This window comes from Ruegeria sp. CF5 (assembly GCF_056537325.1).
This window is the reverse complement of the sequence record NZ_JBQFRI010000009.1, coordinates 1-17,321: the sequence shown is the minus strand read 5'-3', so window position 1 is coordinate 17,321 and position 17,321 is coordinate 1. Positions and strand designations below refer to the sequence as shown.

Annotated in this window: 13 protein-coding genes and 1 tRNA gene; 8 read left to right on the top strand and 6 right to left on the bottom strand. The window is 57.8% G+C overall.

What is annotated here, in order from left to right:
• Positions 1–14: 14 nt before the first annotated feature.
• Positions 15–911 carry a ParB/RepB/Spo0J family partition protein gene (locus ACR0NW_RS18650; RefSeq protein ID WP_480453114.1) on the top strand — a complete coding sequence of 299 codons (897 nt, stop codon included), beginning with the start codon at positions 15–17 and terminating at the stop codon, positions 909–911.
• Here ACR0NW_RS18650 and ACR0NW_RS18645 read toward each other — a convergent pair.
• The 4 genes from ACR0NW_RS18645 to rph are packed head-to-tail and all read right to left on the bottom strand — an operon-like array spanning position 901 to position 3,726.
• Complete coding sequence (locus tag ACR0NW_RS18645) at positions 901–1,254, bottom strand: YbaN family protein (protein WP_480453116.1); 354 nt, start codon at positions 1,252–1,254, stop codon at positions 901–903. The two genes, ACR0NW_RS18650 and ACR0NW_RS18645, sit on opposite strands and share 11 nt — an antisense overlap.
• A 3-nt stretch (positions 1,255–1,257) precedes the next feature.
• Complete coding sequence (hemW, locus tag ACR0NW_RS18640) at positions 1,258–2,412, bottom strand: radical SAM family heme chaperone HemW (protein WP_480453117.1); 1,155 nt, start codon at positions 2,410–2,412, stop codon at positions 1,258–1,260.
• A complete protein-coding gene (gene rdgB / locus ACR0NW_RS18635; protein WP_480453119.1) occupies positions 2,402–3,016 on the bottom strand; it encodes an RdgB/HAM1 family non-canonical purine NTP pyrophosphatase in 615 nt (204 codons plus the stop codon). The genes hemW and rdgB overlap by 11 nt, the downstream gene beginning before the upstream one ends.
• A complete protein-coding gene (gene rph / locus ACR0NW_RS18630) occupies positions 3,013–3,726 on the bottom strand; it encodes a ribonuclease PH (RefSeq protein ID WP_170655392.1) in 714 nt (237 codons plus the stop codon). The genes rdgB and rph overlap by 4 nt, the downstream gene beginning before the upstream one ends.
• Positions 3,727–3,838: 112 nt before the next feature.
• Between rph and hrcA the strand changes: the two genes are divergently transcribed.
• Positions 3,839–4,903: a heat-inducible transcriptional repressor HrcA gene (hrcA, locus tag ACR0NW_RS18625; RefSeq protein WP_480453120.1), complete on the top strand. Its 1,065-nt coding sequence runs from the start codon at positions 3,839–3,841 to the stop codon at positions 4,901–4,903.
• Between the two features lie 10 nt (positions 4,904–4,913).
• Positions 4,914–5,477: a nucleotide exchange factor GrpE gene (locus tag ACR0NW_RS18620; protein ID WP_170655396.1), complete on the top strand. Its 564-nt coding sequence runs from the start codon at positions 4,914–4,916 to the stop codon at positions 5,475–5,477.
• A gap of 59 nt (positions 5,478–5,536) precedes the next feature.
• On the opposite strand, the gene mutS is transcribed toward ACR0NW_RS18620, so the two are convergent.
• Positions 5,537–8,149 (bottom strand): DNA mismatch repair protein MutS, encoded by a 2,613-nt coding sequence (gene mutS / locus ACR0NW_RS18615; protein WP_480453133.1) that lies wholly within the window; start codon positions 8,147–8,149, stop codon positions 5,537–5,539.
• Between the two features lie 162 nt (positions 8,150–8,311).
• Here mutS and ACR0NW_RS18610 point away from each other — a divergent pair, with 162 nt between their 5' ends.
• Entirely contained in the window at positions 8,312–10,567 is a 2,256-nt protein-coding gene (locus ACR0NW_RS18610; RefSeq protein WP_480453122.1) for an NADP-dependent malic enzyme, read from the top strand.
• Positions 10,568–10,570: 3 nt separating this feature from the next.
• Positions 10,571–11,446 (top strand): ribokinase, encoded by an 876-nt coding sequence (locus tag ACR0NW_RS18605; protein ID WP_480453124.1) that lies wholly within the window; start codon positions 10,571–10,573, stop codon positions 11,444–11,446.
• Here the strand turns inward: ACR0NW_RS18605 and msrA are convergent.
• Positions 11,440–12,105 carry a peptide-methionine (S)-S-oxide reductase MsrA gene (gene msrA, locus ACR0NW_RS18600; protein WP_480453125.1) on the bottom strand — a complete coding sequence of 222 codons (666 nt, stop codon included), beginning with the start codon at positions 12,103–12,105 and terminating at the stop codon, positions 11,440–11,442. The two genes, ACR0NW_RS18605 and msrA, sit on opposite strands and share 7 nt — an antisense overlap.
• A 237-nt stretch (positions 12,106–12,342) precedes the next feature.
• On the opposite strand from msrA, the gene ACR0NW_RS18595 reads away from it, so the two are divergent.
• The 3 genes from ACR0NW_RS18595 to katG all read left to right on the top strand — a co-directional run bounded on the left by ACR0NW_RS18595 (position 12,343) and on the right by katG (position 16,936).
• Positions 12,343–12,418 (top strand) — tRNA-Thr (locus ACR0NW_RS18595).
• A gap of 254 nt (positions 12,419–12,672) precedes the next feature.
• Entirely contained in the window at positions 12,673–14,010 is a 1,338-nt protein-coding gene (locus ACR0NW_RS18590) for a hypothetical protein (protein ID WP_480453126.1), read from the top strand.
• A gap of 730 nt (positions 14,011–14,740) precedes the next feature.
• Positions 14,741–16,936, top strand: a complete 2,196-nt coding sequence (gene katG / locus ACR0NW_RS18585) for a catalase/peroxidase HPI (RefSeq protein WP_480453129.1) — start codon at positions 14,741–14,743, stop codon at positions 16,934–16,936.
• Positions 16,937–17,321: the final 385 nt, after the last annotated feature.

Below are 17,321 nucleotides of genomic sequence, written 5' to 3'. Positions count from 1 at the left end.
GTCAGGAGGGCATAGTGAACGTCAAAAAGGGAAAATCCAGAGGGCTGGGGCGCGGATTGTCCGCCTTGATGGCGGATGTCACCCATGATGTCGAAGGTGCCGTTGCGACCTTGCCGCGCCGCCCGGACATGGAAGTGCCAATCGAAAAGCTGCGCGCCAACCCAAATCAGCCACGCCGGACGTTTTCGCAGGGGCAGTTGGACGAGCTGGCAGCGTCGGTCAAGGAAAAGGGGATCATCCAGCCCCTGATTGTTCGTCCGCTGAGCGGTGGAGAATATGAAATCGTTGCGGGTGAGCGCCGCTGGCGGGCGGCGCAAATGGCGCAGTTGCACGAAATCCCGGTTATCGTGCGCGAGTTTGATGACACCGAGGTCCTTGAAGTTGCGATTATCGAGAACATTCAGCGCGCAGACCTGAATGCGGTTGAAGAGGCCGCCGGGTACAAGCAGCTGATGGATCGGTTTGGCCACACGCAGGAAAAGCTGGCCGAGGCCCTTGGAAAAAGCCGCAGCCACATTGCCAACCTTCTGCGCTTGCTGTCATTGCCGATGGATGTTCAGGCATTGGTGATCGAGGGAAAGCTGTCGGCAGGACATGCACGGGCATTGATTACTGCTGATAACCCGTCGGAACTGGCCAAAATCGTGGTTCGGGACGGGTTGTCGGTGCGGGCGACCGAGGCTTTGGTCAAAAAACAGCTTCAGGGCGATACTGAGAAATCTCCGACGCGCACGAAAAGTGCAGGCGCAGATAAGGATGCAGACACGCGTGCTTTGGAAAAGGATTTGTCGGCCATTCTGGCGATGAAGGTTTCGATCAACCACAAGGCCGGAACGGAAACCGGGCAGGTGGTTCTGACTTATGAAAACCTGGATCAGCTGGACGATCTGTGCGCAAAACTCAGCCGCTAGGGCGCGTCCAGATAAAGATCATCACTGCGGACAGAACCACGGCCTGAATGATCAGAACGTGTGACGGCAAGGCCAGCAGAACAGACAGGCCAAAAACGGCGGCGACCGAGACGGTGGCCGCTTTTTTTGCGGCCGGTCGAATCGCTCCGGAACTTTGCCAATCCAAAATCATGGGGCCAAAGGTTCGATGAGAAATCAGCCAATTGTGCAATCGCGATGAGGAGCGGGCAAAGAAGAACGCCGCCAGAAGCAGAAAGGGCACTGTCGGCAATAGGGGTAGGGCAATCCCAATCACGGCAAGCCCAACACTGATCAGACCCAAGGCGGCCCAAATGTACTGCATCCTCTACCCCAATAATTCTCGAATCACGGCATTCAACACGGCACGCCCATCTTTGGTGGCGATCAGTCGTCCGTCTGTTTGGTCTACCATGCCAAACTCGATCAGATCATTCAGCTTGTCCTGCGGTAGCGGATAGTCTGACAGTGCATTGAATCTGTCAATATTTAGCCCCTCAATGATCCGCATACACATCATGAGGTATTCATTCGCCTGATCTTGTCGCGAAAGCTCGTCTCGTTGCTTTTCCCCACTGCCGCTGTTTACCGCGTTGAGCCAGGCATTCGGGGACAAATAGGTTTCCGTGGCCAGTTTCCGTCCGCCAACCGTTATCCGCCCATGCGCCCCGGGACCGATGCCGACATAATCCCCGTATCGCCAATAGATCAGGTTGTGCTGCGACTCGGCCCCCGGGCGGGCATGGTTCGAGACCTCATAAGCGGGCAGGCCATGCGCCTCGCAAATCTCTTGCGTGGCCAGATACATGTCGGCGGCGCTGTCATCTTCGGGCAGGCCACGCAGTTTGCCGATGGCATAGCGATCACCAAAGGCGGTGCCTTCTTCAATGGTCAGCTGGTATAGCGACAGATGGTCAACCGCCATGGACAACGCCTCGGTCAGTTCTGCGCGCCAGGTTTCGAGGGTTTGGTGTTGCCGCGCATAAATCAGGTCGAAACTGACGCGGTCAAAGCAGTTTCTGGCGATATCGAAGGCTGATCGGGCTTCGGCGACGGTGTGAATGCGCCCAAGGCGTCGCAAGTCTTCGTCGTTCAGGGCCTGCACACCCATTGAGATACGGTTCACACCAGCGTCTCGATAAGCGGCAAATCGGCCCGCTTCGACTGAGCCGGGATTGGCCTCAAGTGTGATCTCCATGTCATTGGCGGGTCGCCAGAGGGCACGGGCTTCATCAATTACGGCGGCGACGGTTTCGGGTGCCATCAAGGAAGGCGTGCCACCACCAAAGAATATCGTGTTCAGGACGCGGTCAGGCGTTTCAGTTGCAGACCGCTTCAATTCGCTTAAATATGCATCAAGCCATTGTTTTTGATCAATATTTTTTGATACATGGCTGTTGAAGTCGCAATAGGGGCATTTGGCCTCGCAAAAAGGCCAATGCACATACAGGCCAAAGCCCCCGTTGCGCCAATCATCCGCCAAAACAGCCCTTCACGAACATCTCCACCGCGCGACCGCGATGGCTGATCTTGTTCTTTTCCCAACGGTCCATCTCGGCAAAGGTAATGTCATGGCCGTCCGGGACAAACATCGGATCATAGCCGAAACCATCCTTGCCGCGGATCGGCCAGACCAGATGACCGGGGGCGATGCCCTCGAACACTTCATCATGACCATCGGGCCAGGCCAGAACCAGCGTACAGCGGAATTGTGCGGTACGCGGATGGGCGGCGTTTTTTTCCTCCAACTCATCATGCGCACGGGTCATCGCCATCAGGAAATCGCGGCCATTGCCGGTTTCGGCCCAATCGGCGGTGTAGACCCCTGGCGCACCGTCCAATGCGTCGATGGTGATGCCGGAATCGTCCGACAATGCAGGCAGGCCGGTGGCCTGGGCGGCGGCGTGGGCCTTGATCCGGGCGTTGCCGACGAAAGTATCTTCGGTTTCTTCCGGTTCAGGCAGGTCCATCTCTCCCGCGCCCACAACAGTCACGCCAAAGGGTTCGAGGAGATGAGCCATCTCCTCCAGCTTGCCCTTGTTGTGGGTGGCCACCAGCAGCCTGTCACCATCGAACTTGCGTGTCATGCAGTGGCGGCCTTTTGCGCTGCAGCCAGTTCACCCACGCCTTTTTCTGCCAGATCCATCAGTTGATCCATCTGTGCGCGGCTAAAGACCGAGCCTTCGGCGGACATCTGTACCTCGATCAGTTTGCCCGATCCGGTCATGATGAAATTGCCGTCGACGCCCGCCTCGCTGTCTTCGGGATAGTCGAGATCCAGCACCGGCTGACCGGCGTAGATACCACAGGACACAGCGGCCACGGGATCGACCAACGGATCGGAAATTACATCGCCGGCTTTCATCAGCTTGTTCACCGCAAGACGCAGCGCAACCCAACCGCCGGTGATTGACGCGCAGCGGGTGCCGCCATCGGCCTGAATCACATCGCAGTCCACGGTGATCTGACGTTCGCCCAGTGCAACCCGGTCTACACCCGCGCGCAGGGCACGGCCGATCAGGCGTTGAATTTCGACGGTTCGTCCGCCTTGTTTGCCGCTTGCCGCTTCACGCCGCATCCGGGTGTTGGTGGCGCGGGGCAGCATGCCGTATTCGGCGGTGACCCAACCCAGACCTGACCCCTTGATAAAGGGGGGCACGCGATCTTCGATCGTGGCGGTGCACAGAACATGGGTGTCGCCCATCTTGATCAGGCAGGAACCTTCGGCATGTTTGGTAAACCCCGTTTCAATTGAAACGGCGCGCATTTCGCTTAAATCTCGTCCTGAGGGTCGCATGGAAAATCCTTTGTTTGCTGGGTTGGGGATAACGCCCCGCGGCGTTACGATGCAACCCCGATTGACCTTTCATTTGCCTGCGATTTAATGACGGTCCAGCAGGGGAACGCCGATGAGCGAAGCAAGTAAAATTCTGGACGAGATGAATGACCGGTCGCGTGAGGTGTTCCGGCTGATCGTCGAGAGTTATCTGGACAGCGGCGAACCCGTCGGCAGCCGCACCCTGACACGCACCCTGTCGGAAAAGGTCAGTGCCGCGACTGTGCGCAACGTGATGCAGGATCTGGAGTTTCTGGGTCTGCTAGACAGCCCTCATGTCAGTGCGGGCCGGATTCCGACGCAGCAGGGATTGCGGATGTTCGTGGACGGCTTGCTGGAAGTGGGTGATCTGGGGGATGATGACCGGCAAAAGTTGGACGAAACGTTAGGCTCTAACGCAGGCGATGTAGGTGGAATGCTGGACCGGGTAGGGTCGGCATTGTCACACGTGACACATGGGGCGTCGCTGGTTCTGACCCCCAAGCATGAGTCTGAAATCAAACATATCGAGTTCGTCTCACTGGCCCATGATCGCGCGCTTGTGGTTCTGGTCTTTTCGGATGGGCAGGTTGAAAACCGTCTTTTCACACCCCCTCCGGGGCAGACGCCAAGTTCGATGCGCGAGGCGGCGAATTTTCTGAACGCGCTGATCGAGGGGCGGACGCTGAGCGAAGTGCGCCGTCAGATGCAAAGCCAGATCGCATCGCGCAAGCAGGAAATCGATGTACTGGCGCGTGAGATGGTCGATAGCGGCATGGCTGCGTGGGAGGGCGACGGGACCGACTCGGCCAGATTGATCGTCCGGGGGCGGGCGAATCTGTTGGGTGAACCGGGCGAAGCTGAGGAACTGGACCGGATCCGAACGCTGTTTGACGATCTGGAACGCAAGCGGGATATCGCGGAATTTCTGGAATTGACCGAAGAAGGCGAAGGTGTGCGCATTTTTATCGGCTCTGAGAACAAACTTTTCTCACTTTCGGGTTCCTCTTTGGTGGTGTCTCCATATATGAACGCTGATCGAAAGATAATCGGTGCGGTCGGGGTCATCGGACCCACGCGACTGAATTATGGACGGATCGTGCCGATCGTGGATTATACGGCGCAACTGGTCGGCAAGCTGATATCCGACCGGAGCTAGAGGGTAAGAGATGGCAGAGCCCAAGAACGAAGATTTTCTGGACGATATCGCAACCGCCGAAGCGGAAGAGCTGGCCGAGGAATTTGCGGAGATCAGCGAAGAGGCGCTGGAAATTGATGCGCTGCGCGCGGAACGTGACGAGTTCAAGGACAAGTTCATGCGCGCGCTGGCGGATGCGGAAAACGCGCGCAAACGTGGCGACAAGGCGCGTCGCGATGCGGAACAGTACGGTGGTTCAAAACTGGCACGCGACATGCTGCCGGTTTACGACAACATGAAACGCGCGCTTGAGGCGGCGACCGATGAGCAGAAAGAAGTGGCTGCCGGTCTGATCGAAGGTGTCGAGCTGACCATGCGTGCCCTGAAGGACGTGTTCCAGAAACACGGGATCGAGGTGATCACGCCCGAGGTTGGCGACAGGTTCGACCCGAAGGTCCATGAAGCGATGTTCGAAGCGCCGGTGCCGGGAACCCGGGCAGGGGACATCATTCAGGTTTCGGCCGAGGGATTCATGCTGCACGACCGGTTGCTGCGTCCAGCACAGGTTGGTGTGTCTTCGACGCCTGCGAGCTGATTGGCCTTGTAGAGGCCAAGCCTCCGGCGGCCGAATTTAAGAAAAAGAAGAAGGGGCGGTCAGGTGTTGGCCGCCTCTTTCAGTTTGTAGATTAGGTCGAGCGCCTCGCGGGGCGTGAGTTCATCCGGCAGGATGTCATTGAGCATATCCGTGACGGGTGATGCTTTTGGGGCAGGTGGCGGCGGGGGCGCGGCCGAAAACAGGGGTAGATCGTCGATCAGGGCCTTTTGCTTGCCGCCTTCACGTTCGGTTTTCTCCAGTTGGTCCAATACAACGCGGGCGCGTTCGACGACGGATGCCGGCAGGCCGGCAAGTTGCGCGACCTGCACCCCGTAGGATCGGTCGGCAGCGCCTTTGTGGACTTCATGCAGGAAAATCACCTCACCTTCCCACTCCTTGACCGCGACGGTGGCGTTGTCGACGCCTTTCAGTTTCCCGGCCAGAGCGGTGAGTTCGTGGTAGTGCGTGGCAAACAGGGCACGGCATTTGTTCGAGGCGTGAAGGTGTTCAAGCGTCGCCCAGGCGATGGAGAGGCCGTCATAAGTGGCCGTGCCGCGCCCGATTTCATCAAGGATGACAAGGGCACGGTCATCCGCCTGATTGAGAATGGCGGCGGTTTCGACCATTTCGACCATGAAGGTCGAACGCCCGCGCGCAAGGTCGTCTGAGGCTCCGACCCGACTGAACAGCTGGCTTACAATGCCGATATGCGCCTGTTCTGCCGGAACATAGCTGCCCATCTGGGCCAGCAGGGCAATCAGTGCATTCTGGCGCAGAAAGGTCGACTTACCGGCCATGTTGGGGCCGGTCAGCAGCCAGATCGATGCTCCTGTTTCGGCGCTGAGACCGCAGTCATTGGCAATGAAAGCGTCGCCCCCTTGCTGGCGTAGCGCGTATTCGACGACCGGATGTCTGCCGCCCTGTATGTCGAAGGCGCGCGACGTGTCGACCTGTGGGCGGCACCAGTTTTCTCCGCGTGCGAGATCGGCCAGCGCTGTGGTCAGATCCAGTTCGGCCAACCCACGAGCGGCCTGGTTCAGGTGCGCGGCTTTGGTCAGAATTTCGCCAGAAAGCCTTTGATAGAGCCGCTTTTCGATCTCCAATGCCAGATTGCCCGCGTTCAGGATGCGGGTTTCGATCTCGGACAGTTCGACGGTGGTGAACCGGACCTGATTGGCGGTTGTCTGCCGGTGAATGTAGGTTTCGCTGAAGGGTGGGTTCAGCATCTTCTCAGCATGGGTGGCGGTGGTTTCGATGAAATAACCCAGCACGTTGTTGTGCTTGATCTTCAGCGACACGATGCCGGTGTGTTCCGCGTATTTCTGTTGAAAACCAGCGATGACCGAACGGCCTTCGTCGCGCAGGGTGCGGGCCTCGTCCAGCTCTTCGTCGTAACCGGGTGCGATGAAGCCACCATCACGGGCCAGCAGAGGGGGTTCGGCAACAAGGGCTTCGTCCAGCAGGGCCAGCAGATCGTCGAATCCGGTCAGGTTTTGTACGGCAGTGGCCAACAGGACCGGCAAGTCGCGGCTTTCGCACAGTTCAGCAATGGTCGCGGCCTGCGCCAACCCGTTGCGGATGGCGGCCAGATCGCGGGGGCCTCCGCGCTCCAACGACAAACGCGACAGGGCGCGGTCAAGATCGGGGGTTTTTCGCAGCGCCTCGCGCAGGTCCGAGGCCGTCAGGCTGTCCTCAGCCGCAAAAGATACCGCGTCCAGACGGGCGTGGATGACATCCAGATTGCGCGATGGGCTTGAGAGACGTTGTTCCAGCAACCGAGCACCGCCCGGTGTAACGGTGCGGTCGACCACGGACAAAAGCGATCCGGCGCGACCCCCCGACAAGGACCGGGTCAGTTCCAGATTGCGCCGTGTGGCGGCGTCGATTTGTACGACGCGGTCTTCGGATTCTTTCAGTGGTGTTTGCAGTATGGGCAGTTTGCCCTTTTGCGTGATCTCCAGATAATCGATTAGCGCACCCATCGCTGAAATCTCGGCGCGCCCGAATGTGCCGAACGCATCCAGCGCGCCCACGTGAAACAGGCCGCAGATGCGTTTTTCCGCCGCGGTGCTGTCGAAACTGGCGCGTCCAATCGGCGTCAGTGAAATCCCCAGATCGCGGACGGGTTCCTGCAGCGCCTGTTCGGACCCATCGGCCACGATCAGCTCGGACGGGGCCAGTCGGGCCAGTTCAGGGCTAAGCCGCACCGAGGTCAGCGGCATCACGTGAAACGCGCCGGTTGAGATATCGGCCCAGGCCAGCGCGGCCTCATCCCGGACTTCGGCGTAGGCGGCCAGAAAGTTGTGGCGGCGCGCTTCAAGCAGGGCGTCTTCGGTCAGGGTGCCGGGCGTCACCAGACGCACGACATCGCGCTTTACGACTGATTTAGAGCCTCTTTTCTTCGCCTCGGCGGGGCTTTCCATCTGTTCGCACACGGCGACGCGGAACCCTTTGCGGATCAGCGTCAGCAGGTAACCTTCGGCGGCATGGACGGGCACGCCGCACATTGGAATGTCGTCGCCGTTGTGTTTGCCACGTTTGGTCAGGGCGATATCCAGCGCCTCGGCCGCGTTGACGGCATCCTGAAAAAACATCTCGTAGAAATCGCCCATGCGATAAAACAGCAGGGCATCGGCGTGGGCCTCTTTGATTTCGAGATACTGCGCCATCATCGGCGTGACTGTGGACAAGGCGGCCCCCTTCTGGCGTATTCCGGACGTGACCTTACAAATCCCCCTTCTGCTGTGAAAGATGAAAACGTATTCCCGTTGAGGCGGGCGATTGCCTGCGCTATGAGGCGGAAGCCCCGAAGATGCAGAGAAACGACCCATCACATGCCCAAAGCGAAAATCACCAAAGAAGAGGCGCTGGCCTTTCACATCGAACCGACCCCCGGCAAGTGGGAGGTGCAGGCCACCGTTCCCATGACCACACAGCGGGATTTGTCGCTGGCCTACAGCCCCGGCGTGGCTGTTCCATGTGAAGCAATCGCCGAAGCCCCCGAAACGGCGTATGACTATACCAACAAGGGGAACCTTGTTGCCGTGATTTCCAACGGGACGGCAGTTCTGGGATTAGGCAATCTGGGCGCGCTGGGCTCGAAACCCGTGATGGAGGGGAAATCGGTCCTGTTCAAGCGGTTCGCGGATGTGAACTCGATCGACATCGAACTGGATACCGAAGACCCGGATGAGTTTTGTCGCGCTGTGCGGCTGATGGGGCCGACATTCGGCGGCATCAACCTTGAAGACATCAAGGCGCCCGAATGTTTCATCATCGAACAGCGCCTGAAGGAAGAGATGGACATCCCCGTCTTTCACGATGACCAGCACGGTACAGCGGTGATCTGTGCGGCAGGGCTGATCAACGCGCTTCAGATCTCGGGCAAAAAGATCGAGGATGTGAAGATCGTGCTGAATGGGGCAGGTGCTGCGGGGATCGCCTGTATCGAGCTTCTCAAGGCGATGGGCGCGCGGCACGAGAATTGCATCGTCTGTGACACCAAAGGTGTGATCTATCAGGGTCGGACCGAGGGCATGAACCAGTGGAAATCGGCCCATGCGATCTCGACGGACCTGCGCTCACTTGAGGATGCGATGAAGGGTGCCGATGTGTTCCTTGGCGTTTCGGTCAAGGGTGCCGTGACGCAGGAGATGGTTGCCAGCATGGCCGACAATCCGGTGATTTTTGCCATGGCCAACCCGGATCCCGAGATTACGCCGGAAGAGGCGCACGAGGTGCGTGTCGACGCCATCGTTGCCACCGGGCGCAGCGATTATCCCAATCAGGTCAATAACGTGCTGGGTTTCCCCTATCTGTTCCGGGGAGCGCTGGACATTCATGCCCGCGCCATCAACGACGAGATGAAGATTGCCTGCGCGCACGCGCTGGCACGTCTGGCGCGCGAGGATGTACCGGACGAGGTGGCGATGGCTTATGGCAAGTCGCTGACATTCGGTCGCGACTACATCATCCCGACGCCGTTTGACCCGCGTCTGATTCACCGCATACCGCCAGCCGTGGCAAAGGCCGGGATGGACACCGGGGCAGCGCGGCGTCCGATCATTGACATGGAGGCCTATGAGCTGAGCCTGAAATCGCGGATGGATCCGACGGCCAGTATCCTGCGCGGCCTGAACGCCCGGGCGCGTGCTGCGCAAAGCCGGATGATCTTTGCCGAAGGTGACGATCCCCGCGTGCTGCGCGCTGCGGTGATGTATCAGCGCTCGGGATTCGGCAAGGCGCTGGTTGTGGGTCGGCTCGACGATGTGAGGGAAAAACTGGAAGCTGCCGGTCTGGCGGATGCCGTGCGCGAGATTGAGGTCGTCAATGCGGCCAACACCCAGCATCTGCAGACCTACAAGGATTTCCTGTACAAACGCCTGCAACGCAGGGGTTTTGACGGCAAGGATGTTCACCGTCTTGCCGCACGGGACCGGCATGTGTTTTCGGCCCTGATGCTTGCACATGGGCACGGAGATGGTCTTGTAACAGGCGCGACGCGTAAGTCGGCGCATGTTCTGGACCAGATCAACCATGTGTTTGACGCAGGTGCTGCGGATGGCGCGGCAGGGATTACGGCACTGTTGCACAAGGGGCGGATTGTACTGATCGGCGACACTCTGGTGCATGAATGGCCGGATGAGAATGATCTGGCGACGATTGCTGAACGCGCCGCCGCTGTTGCCCGGCATATGGGGCTGGACCCGCGTGTGGCGTTCGTCAGCTTTTCGACCTTTGGCTATCCGGTCTCAGAACGGACAGAAAAGCTCTATAAAGCGCCACAGGTGCTTGAGGCGCGCCGCGTCGATTTCGAATACGAGGGCGAAATGACCGTGGATGTCGCGCTGAACGCGCATCAACAGGAGGCCTATCCGTTCTCACGTCTGACCGGCCCGGCCAACATCCTGATTGTTCCGGCCCGCCATTCTGCCAGTATTTCGACCAAACTGATGCAGGAGATGGGCGGTGCAACAGTGATCGGCCCGATTCTGACCGGGATCGACAAGCCGATTCAGATCTGTTCGACGGTTTCGACTGCGAATGACATCCTAAACATGGCCATTCTGGCCTCCTGCGATATCGGGTGATCCATGACGATCTGGAACCTCGGCTCGATCAATGCGGACATGGTCTATGCCGTTCCGCATCTGCCCGGCCCGGGTGAGACGCTTGCCGCCTCGGCGCTGGACAAGTTTCTGGGCGGTAAGGGTGCGAATATGTCTGTTGCTGCGGCGCGGGCGGGATCGCATGTCTGCCATATCGGCGCGATCGGGCCAGATGGGCGCTGGGCGCGGGACCGGCTGTCGGAATATGGCGTGGATACCCGCCAGATTTCCGAGGTTGATGCGCCGACGGGCCATGCCATCATCTCGGTCGATGCCGATGGTGAAAACCAGATCGTTCTTTTCCCGGGTGCCAATCAGGAAATTCAGCAAAAGCAGGTGGCGCAGGCCTTGACCGGGGCGCAGTCGGGCGATCTGCTGGTGATGCAGAACGAAACAAGCGCACAGGTTGATGCCGCAAAACTGGGACGTGAAAGGGGGGTGGTGGTTTGCTATGCCGCCGCACCGTTTGACGCAGACGCGGTCAAATCCATTCAGCCCTATCTGGATTTTCTGATCCTGAACGAGATCGAGGCCGAGCAACTGCGTCAGAGCACGGGCCTTGCGGCTTCGGATTTGCCGGTCGAACACGTCATCGTCACGCTTGGAGCGCAGGGCGCGCGGTATATCCGGCGAGGTCAGGCGCCTCAGGAGTTTCCAGCGCACAAGGTTGACCCGGTCGATACCACCGGCGCGGGCGATACTTTTACCGGATATGTTCTGGCCGGAATGGATCGCGGTTTGCCGATGGCGCAGGCGATTTCACAGGCCATGCGCGCCGCAGCCCTTATGGTGACGCGGCGCGGAACAGCCGATGTGATCCCGGATCTGAAAGAGGTGCAGGCGGCCCAACTGGATCAGTGACCGGCCGCAAATGGTGCGGCAGTGCCCCAAAGCTCCTGGACCCGGGCATCACGCCCGCAGGCCTTGCGATACGCCTTATACGCATTGCGCTGACGTTTGGGGCCAAAGCGGGTGAAGATCAGTTTGTCACCCTTGTAGTAGTCTTGATGGTAGGCTTCGGCCGGATAAAAGGTCGATTGCTGCAGGATCGGTGTAACGATCGCCTGCCCCAACGCGTTCTGAGCGTCCTTCCTGGCCTGCTCAGCCTGCGCCTTTTCGCCTGTATTAGAGACGAATATCGCCGTACGATAGCTTTCCCCCCTGTCGCAGAACTGGCCCCCCGCATCGGTCGGGTCGACCGACCGGAAGAACATGTTCAGCAGCGTTTCCCGGGATACTTTCGTCGGATCGAATGTAATTTCGACGGCCTCGTAATGGCCGGTTCCGCCCCGTGAGACCTGATCGTATGTGGGGTTGTCCACCTTGCCGCCGGTATAACCGGATACAGCCTCGATCACGCCGGGAACAGATTCGAAATCCGATTCAACGCACCAGAAACATCCGCCAGCCACTGTCAGCGATTGGGTTTCAGCGGCTTGCGCGACAGCCGGGGTCAACGATGCGGCTAGTGCGAAGACTGCGGCAAGCGCAAGAGATTTGTGTTTTGCAATCGGGGTCATCTGCGTCTCCTTCGAAGGCAGGCTGCCAACAGAATAAGGGGTGAGCAATCCGATGACATCTTTTGTCACGCGCTGGTGAGACGAGTTTACTGAACCGGACACGCGATATTTCGGGGGCTGTGAAGTGTCGGGAATTCGGAACTTCGAGCGTTCGGTTTGCTGGAAACTGAAGTCATCATCCCGACCCGATTACGCCTTGCACGATTACGGCCGACCGTTTAAACGAACCCCCGGTGTGCCGCTGTAGCTCAGCTGGTAGAGCACGTCATTCGTAATGATGGGGTCGTAGGTTCGAGTCCTATCAGCGGCACCACTTTTCTCCGATAGCACCCCTATTTTGGCACTGGAATCAATACCTTCGGGAAATCCGCGAGGTGATGTTTGCGCTTTCGATTTTCAGACATCCGGGCTAGGCTACGCTCAGGATTGGCAGATAGGGCCAGTCTCGGGGCAACGTAACCCCGCACGAAGCGGTTGCTGCAGACCGTAATGCACCTCCTCGAACCCTATGGCCGGGGAGGTACTGGCGTATGTCTGGTGGCCGATTTCGTTAGTAAAGGGACCGCTATGAGCAGCAAAAAATCGAAGAATACGGGAATTACAGCCGTAAAAAAATTTGTCCGTTTTCTGATTGTTATGTTGGAGCTCGTCTTCTTTATCTTGGCGATGTTCGTATTACAGGAGGTGAGCTTCAGCGCTTTGTTAGTCGTTGCTACACTTCTGTTTTTTGTCTTTGCCTTCACCGTAATCACGGGCAAAGGCTTTCCGCATTTCCAGCATCGCGGCAAAGCGCTGCTCTTTTTGTTCACTGTGATCATTTGTGTGCAAGGCGCGCAGGTGTCTAATCAACAGCGGGAAGAACGATTGGCAACCCTACGCCTGACTGACACCGATAGTTACTTGTCCGAACTGGCTGAGGTCGATGAGGATCGGTGGCTCGCGGAACTAGAGGAGCTAAGACCAGAAGAATTTCAAGCGGAATTCGCAAGGCGAGAGGACGAATCCGAAAAGATCGCTGCAGCTAGCAATTCCACACCGACAAAACAGGATGGCGAACAAGCCGCTTTGCAGGTGAGCGTTTTAGCAAGTGGAGAAATTCCGGACCCATGCGGCAACGGCGGTCTCGTGCTTAATGATGTTGTCGCCGTCTCGGGCGAACATGATATCCGCGTCGAGCCAACATCGTCGGCGTCCAAGGTCAAGAATCGAAAAGCATCTCGGGCAATCGGCGAGGACGTTTTCCATCGTATCGACAATTCGACGACCGTGAAGCGACTGTGCGCGCAAGCAGACTGGACGAAAGTACAGATCGTCAGCCCAGACTGGCTGACCCATGTGCGCGGTTGGGTTCCCAGCGATGGGTTGCGCGATATCGAGCGTACAGCAAGCGGCGGGCGCGTCTATGTAGAAGATGATTTCTACTGGGACGATGATACTTCGAAGTTCAAACCGCAGATCATCGCCGTGGTGAACAAGATCGCTCGTGAGAACCGCAACTGCAGCAGTATTGACCCTTCGTCTGTTGCGAAGTCGTCTTCAAAAAGCAAGGCAGGCGATCCCGTCTTTTATGTCACCTGCGGCTCGCTGGAAAGCGCCTTCAATATTTGGTTTCGGCCCACTGATGCCCAAACAGGACAGCAATTTAGGGCAACGGAACCACTGGCAAAAAGCATAGCCGTGAACAGTTGTGAGGCAGTAGCAAAACAAGCCGCAGTGCATCCTTCGACAGTAAAATTCTCTCGACTTTGGGACTTGGCGTACATGCCACACGTTTCAGGACGGGCTCGTGTCATTTCCTCATTCACCGCGAAGAACGCGCTAAATTTGGAACTGAAATACCGGATCGAATGCTTGTTCGATGGCCCTACGCTAATTGAGACAAACATTACGGAGAGTATCGGCTGAGAAGCAAATAAGTAGCGTAGCAATGTAGCAATATGGCCACCCACGGCGCAGAGGTGCTCAGCGCGCCCTCTGCCGTCCACTAAGGTCGCTTAGCCGTTTATTGCAGCTAAACGCTTGCACCGTGCGAAACACACTTCCGACGGCTAGTTGTCCAATCTCGTCATCCAATTGGATAAAGAGGGAAAAACATACCTGTATAGGTAGTATGGCGCCCCGGTTCTAGCACTGGAATCAACACCTTCGGCAAGTCTGCAAGGTGACGTTTGCGCTATTAATTTTCAGACATCCGAGCCGGGCTGTTTTTAGGGTCGGCAAACAGAACTGCTTGCGGGGCTCTGCAACCCCTCCCCGTAGCGGTCGGCACAGATCGTAAACCGCGCGAGCAAGCCAACCTGAAAACTGCTGATGTGCTTTAGTTTCGCTGGGTAGGCCTGATGCTTACCGAGGTCGCTTCGCGGCCATCAAAGTGACTCTGGCCAACCCATAAGAATAATCTATGAAATTGATTGAAAAACAAAACTTATTAGAATGGATCAAAAGTGTTAGATCTGTTCACGACGAGACAGGGAGTCACATTTTCTGAACCGAGCATTCTCAGACATTGGCGTTTCGCAGGAATTAACGTGAGGCGGGGTTTGGTGGCTCGGTGAAAGATGTGCTTTCGTCTTCGGCGATATCTCTGTTTCTAAATTAAAATCTGCCAAAACCACAGCCATGATTGGAGACTGAAATGGACGGAAGCGACAATGCCAGCATGGGTAAATGCCCTGTCATGCACGCAACCTCGGGGGTCAGGTCGAACCGCGACTGGTGGCCCAACCAGCTGAACCTCAACATTCTTCATCAGCACGCGCCTGCGTCCAATCCAATGGGCGGGGAGTTCAACTATGCCGAAGAGTTCAAAAAGTTGGACCTGAAGGCGCTCAAGCAGGACCTTTATGCGCTGATGACCGACTCGCAAGATTGGTGGCCTGCGGATTACGGACATTATGGCGGTCTGTTCATTCGTATGGCCTGGCACAGCGCAGGTACCTACCGAACGGCAGACGGTCGCGGTGGCGGTTCGACCGGTACGCAAAGGTTCGCGCCGCTCAACAGCTGGCCGGACAACGGCAATCTGGACAAGGCGCGCCGCCTGCTGTGGCCGATCAAGCAGAAATACGGAAACCAGATTTCGTGGGCCGATCTGATGATTCTGGCGGGGAACTGCGCCATCGAGTCCATGGGCGGGAAGACCTTTGGCTTCGCCGGAGGCCGCGAGGATATCTGGCAACCCGAAGAGGACATCTATTGGGGGACCGAGACTGAGTGGCTGGGGGATGAGCGTTACAGTGGCGAACGTGATCTGGAAAACCCGCTGGCCGCCGTTCAGATGGGCCTGATCTATGTGAACCCGGAAGGTCCGGATGGTGAGCCGAACGTTCTGGCCTCGGGCCGTGATATCCGTGACACGTTTGGCCGGATGGCGATGAACGATGAAGAAACCGTTGCGCTTGTCGCTGGTGGCCACACCTTTGGCAAAGCGCATGGCGCGGGTGATCCTGAACTGGTCGGCCCCGAGCCCGAAGCGGCCCCCATTGAGGCGATGGGCCTGGGGTGGATCAACGACTTTGGCAGCGGCAAGGGTGACGACACCACCACCAGCGGCATCGAAGGTGCCTGGACCGCAAACCCGACGAAATGGGACAACGGCTATTTCGACCTGCTGTTCGGATATGACTGGAACCTGACCAAAAGTCCGGCGGGTGCGTGGATCTGGGAACCTGTCGGTGTCCGGGAAGAGGATATGGCCCCGGCAGCTGGCGATCCGTCGAAAAAGGTCAAGACCATGATGACCACCGCAGACATGGCGATGCGCATGGACCCGATCTATGGCCCGATCTCAAAACGGTTCCATGAAAATCCGGATGAATTCGCGGATGCCTTTGCGCGCGCGTGGTTCAAGCTGACCCATCGCGACATGGGCCCGCGCTCCCGCTATCTGGGTGAGGAGGCACCGGAAGAGGAATTGCTGTGGCAGGACAATGTTCCGTCCGTCGATCACGATCTGATCGATGACGGGGATATCTCCGGGCTGAAGGCAAGCATCCTGGCCTCTGGCCTGTCGGTATCCGAACTGGTTTCGACGGCGTGGGCGTCGGCTTCGACTTTCCGGGGGTCCGACATGCGCGGCGGTGCCAATGGCGCACGTATCCGTCTTGCGCCGCAGAAGGACTGGGAAGTCAATGAACCTCTGAAGCTGTCCAAGGTCCTGACTGCGCTGGAGGCTGTGCAGACTGCCTTTAACGATGCGCAATCGGGCAACAAGAAAGTGTCGCTGGCCGATGTGATCGTACTGGGCGGATGCGCTGCAATCGAGCAGGCCGCCAAAGCGGCGGGTCATGATGTTGAGGTTCCGTTCAACCCGGGCCGCACGGATGCGTCCCAGGACCAGACGGATGTTGCATCCGTAGGGATGCTGGAACCGATTGCAGATGGTTTCCGCAACTATCAGCGAAAGGAATACAGTGTTTCAGCAGAGGAGTTGCTGGTCGACAAGGCGCAACTGCTCACTTTGTCCGCACCCGAAATGACAGCTCTTGTCGGCGGTATGCGCGTTCTTGGTGCAAATTCCGATGGGACGTCTCATGGTGTCTTCACCGACCGAGTCGGGACACTTAGCACGGACTTCTTCGTCAACCTTCTGGACATGGGGACCGAATGGAGACCGGCCGCAGACGGAGGCGGCGTGTATGAAGGCCGCGATCGCACCACGGGCGATGTCAAATGGACAGGAACCCGCGTTGATCTGGTCTTTGGCTCAAACTCCCAGCTGAGAGCGATTGCGGAGGTTTACGGTCAGGCTGATGCCGGAGGTAAATTTGTCTGCGATTTCATCTCCGCATGGAACAAGGTGATGAACGCTGATCGCTTTGATCTGAAGTGACACTATTCAGACATTGGTGAACTGCGCCGTCACGGGAAACCGTGACGGCGTTTTCTATTGGTGAGTTTTTGGTGATAGTCGTGTTGGAGGCACGATTCCATCCACAGGCGGTCTTCTGGGTCTTAAAGCGGATGGTTTGGGGGAGTGTGACCGGGGAAAATGAGTACATTATTAACTTAAACTATTGTTTTCATTAAGGTGAGTAAGTTTTCGCCGAGAAATGTGAAGTTTTTTCAAAATGGGGGTTGCAGGTCCCGGACCTAATCCGTAAATACCCCTTCACCGGCGCTGCTGAGGCGCTTGGGACGCGGCGGAAGCGGCGGAGACGCTCAGGATAGACTGGGGGCATCTGAGGTTATGATTTGGGCGGTTGCGCTGAGTGATT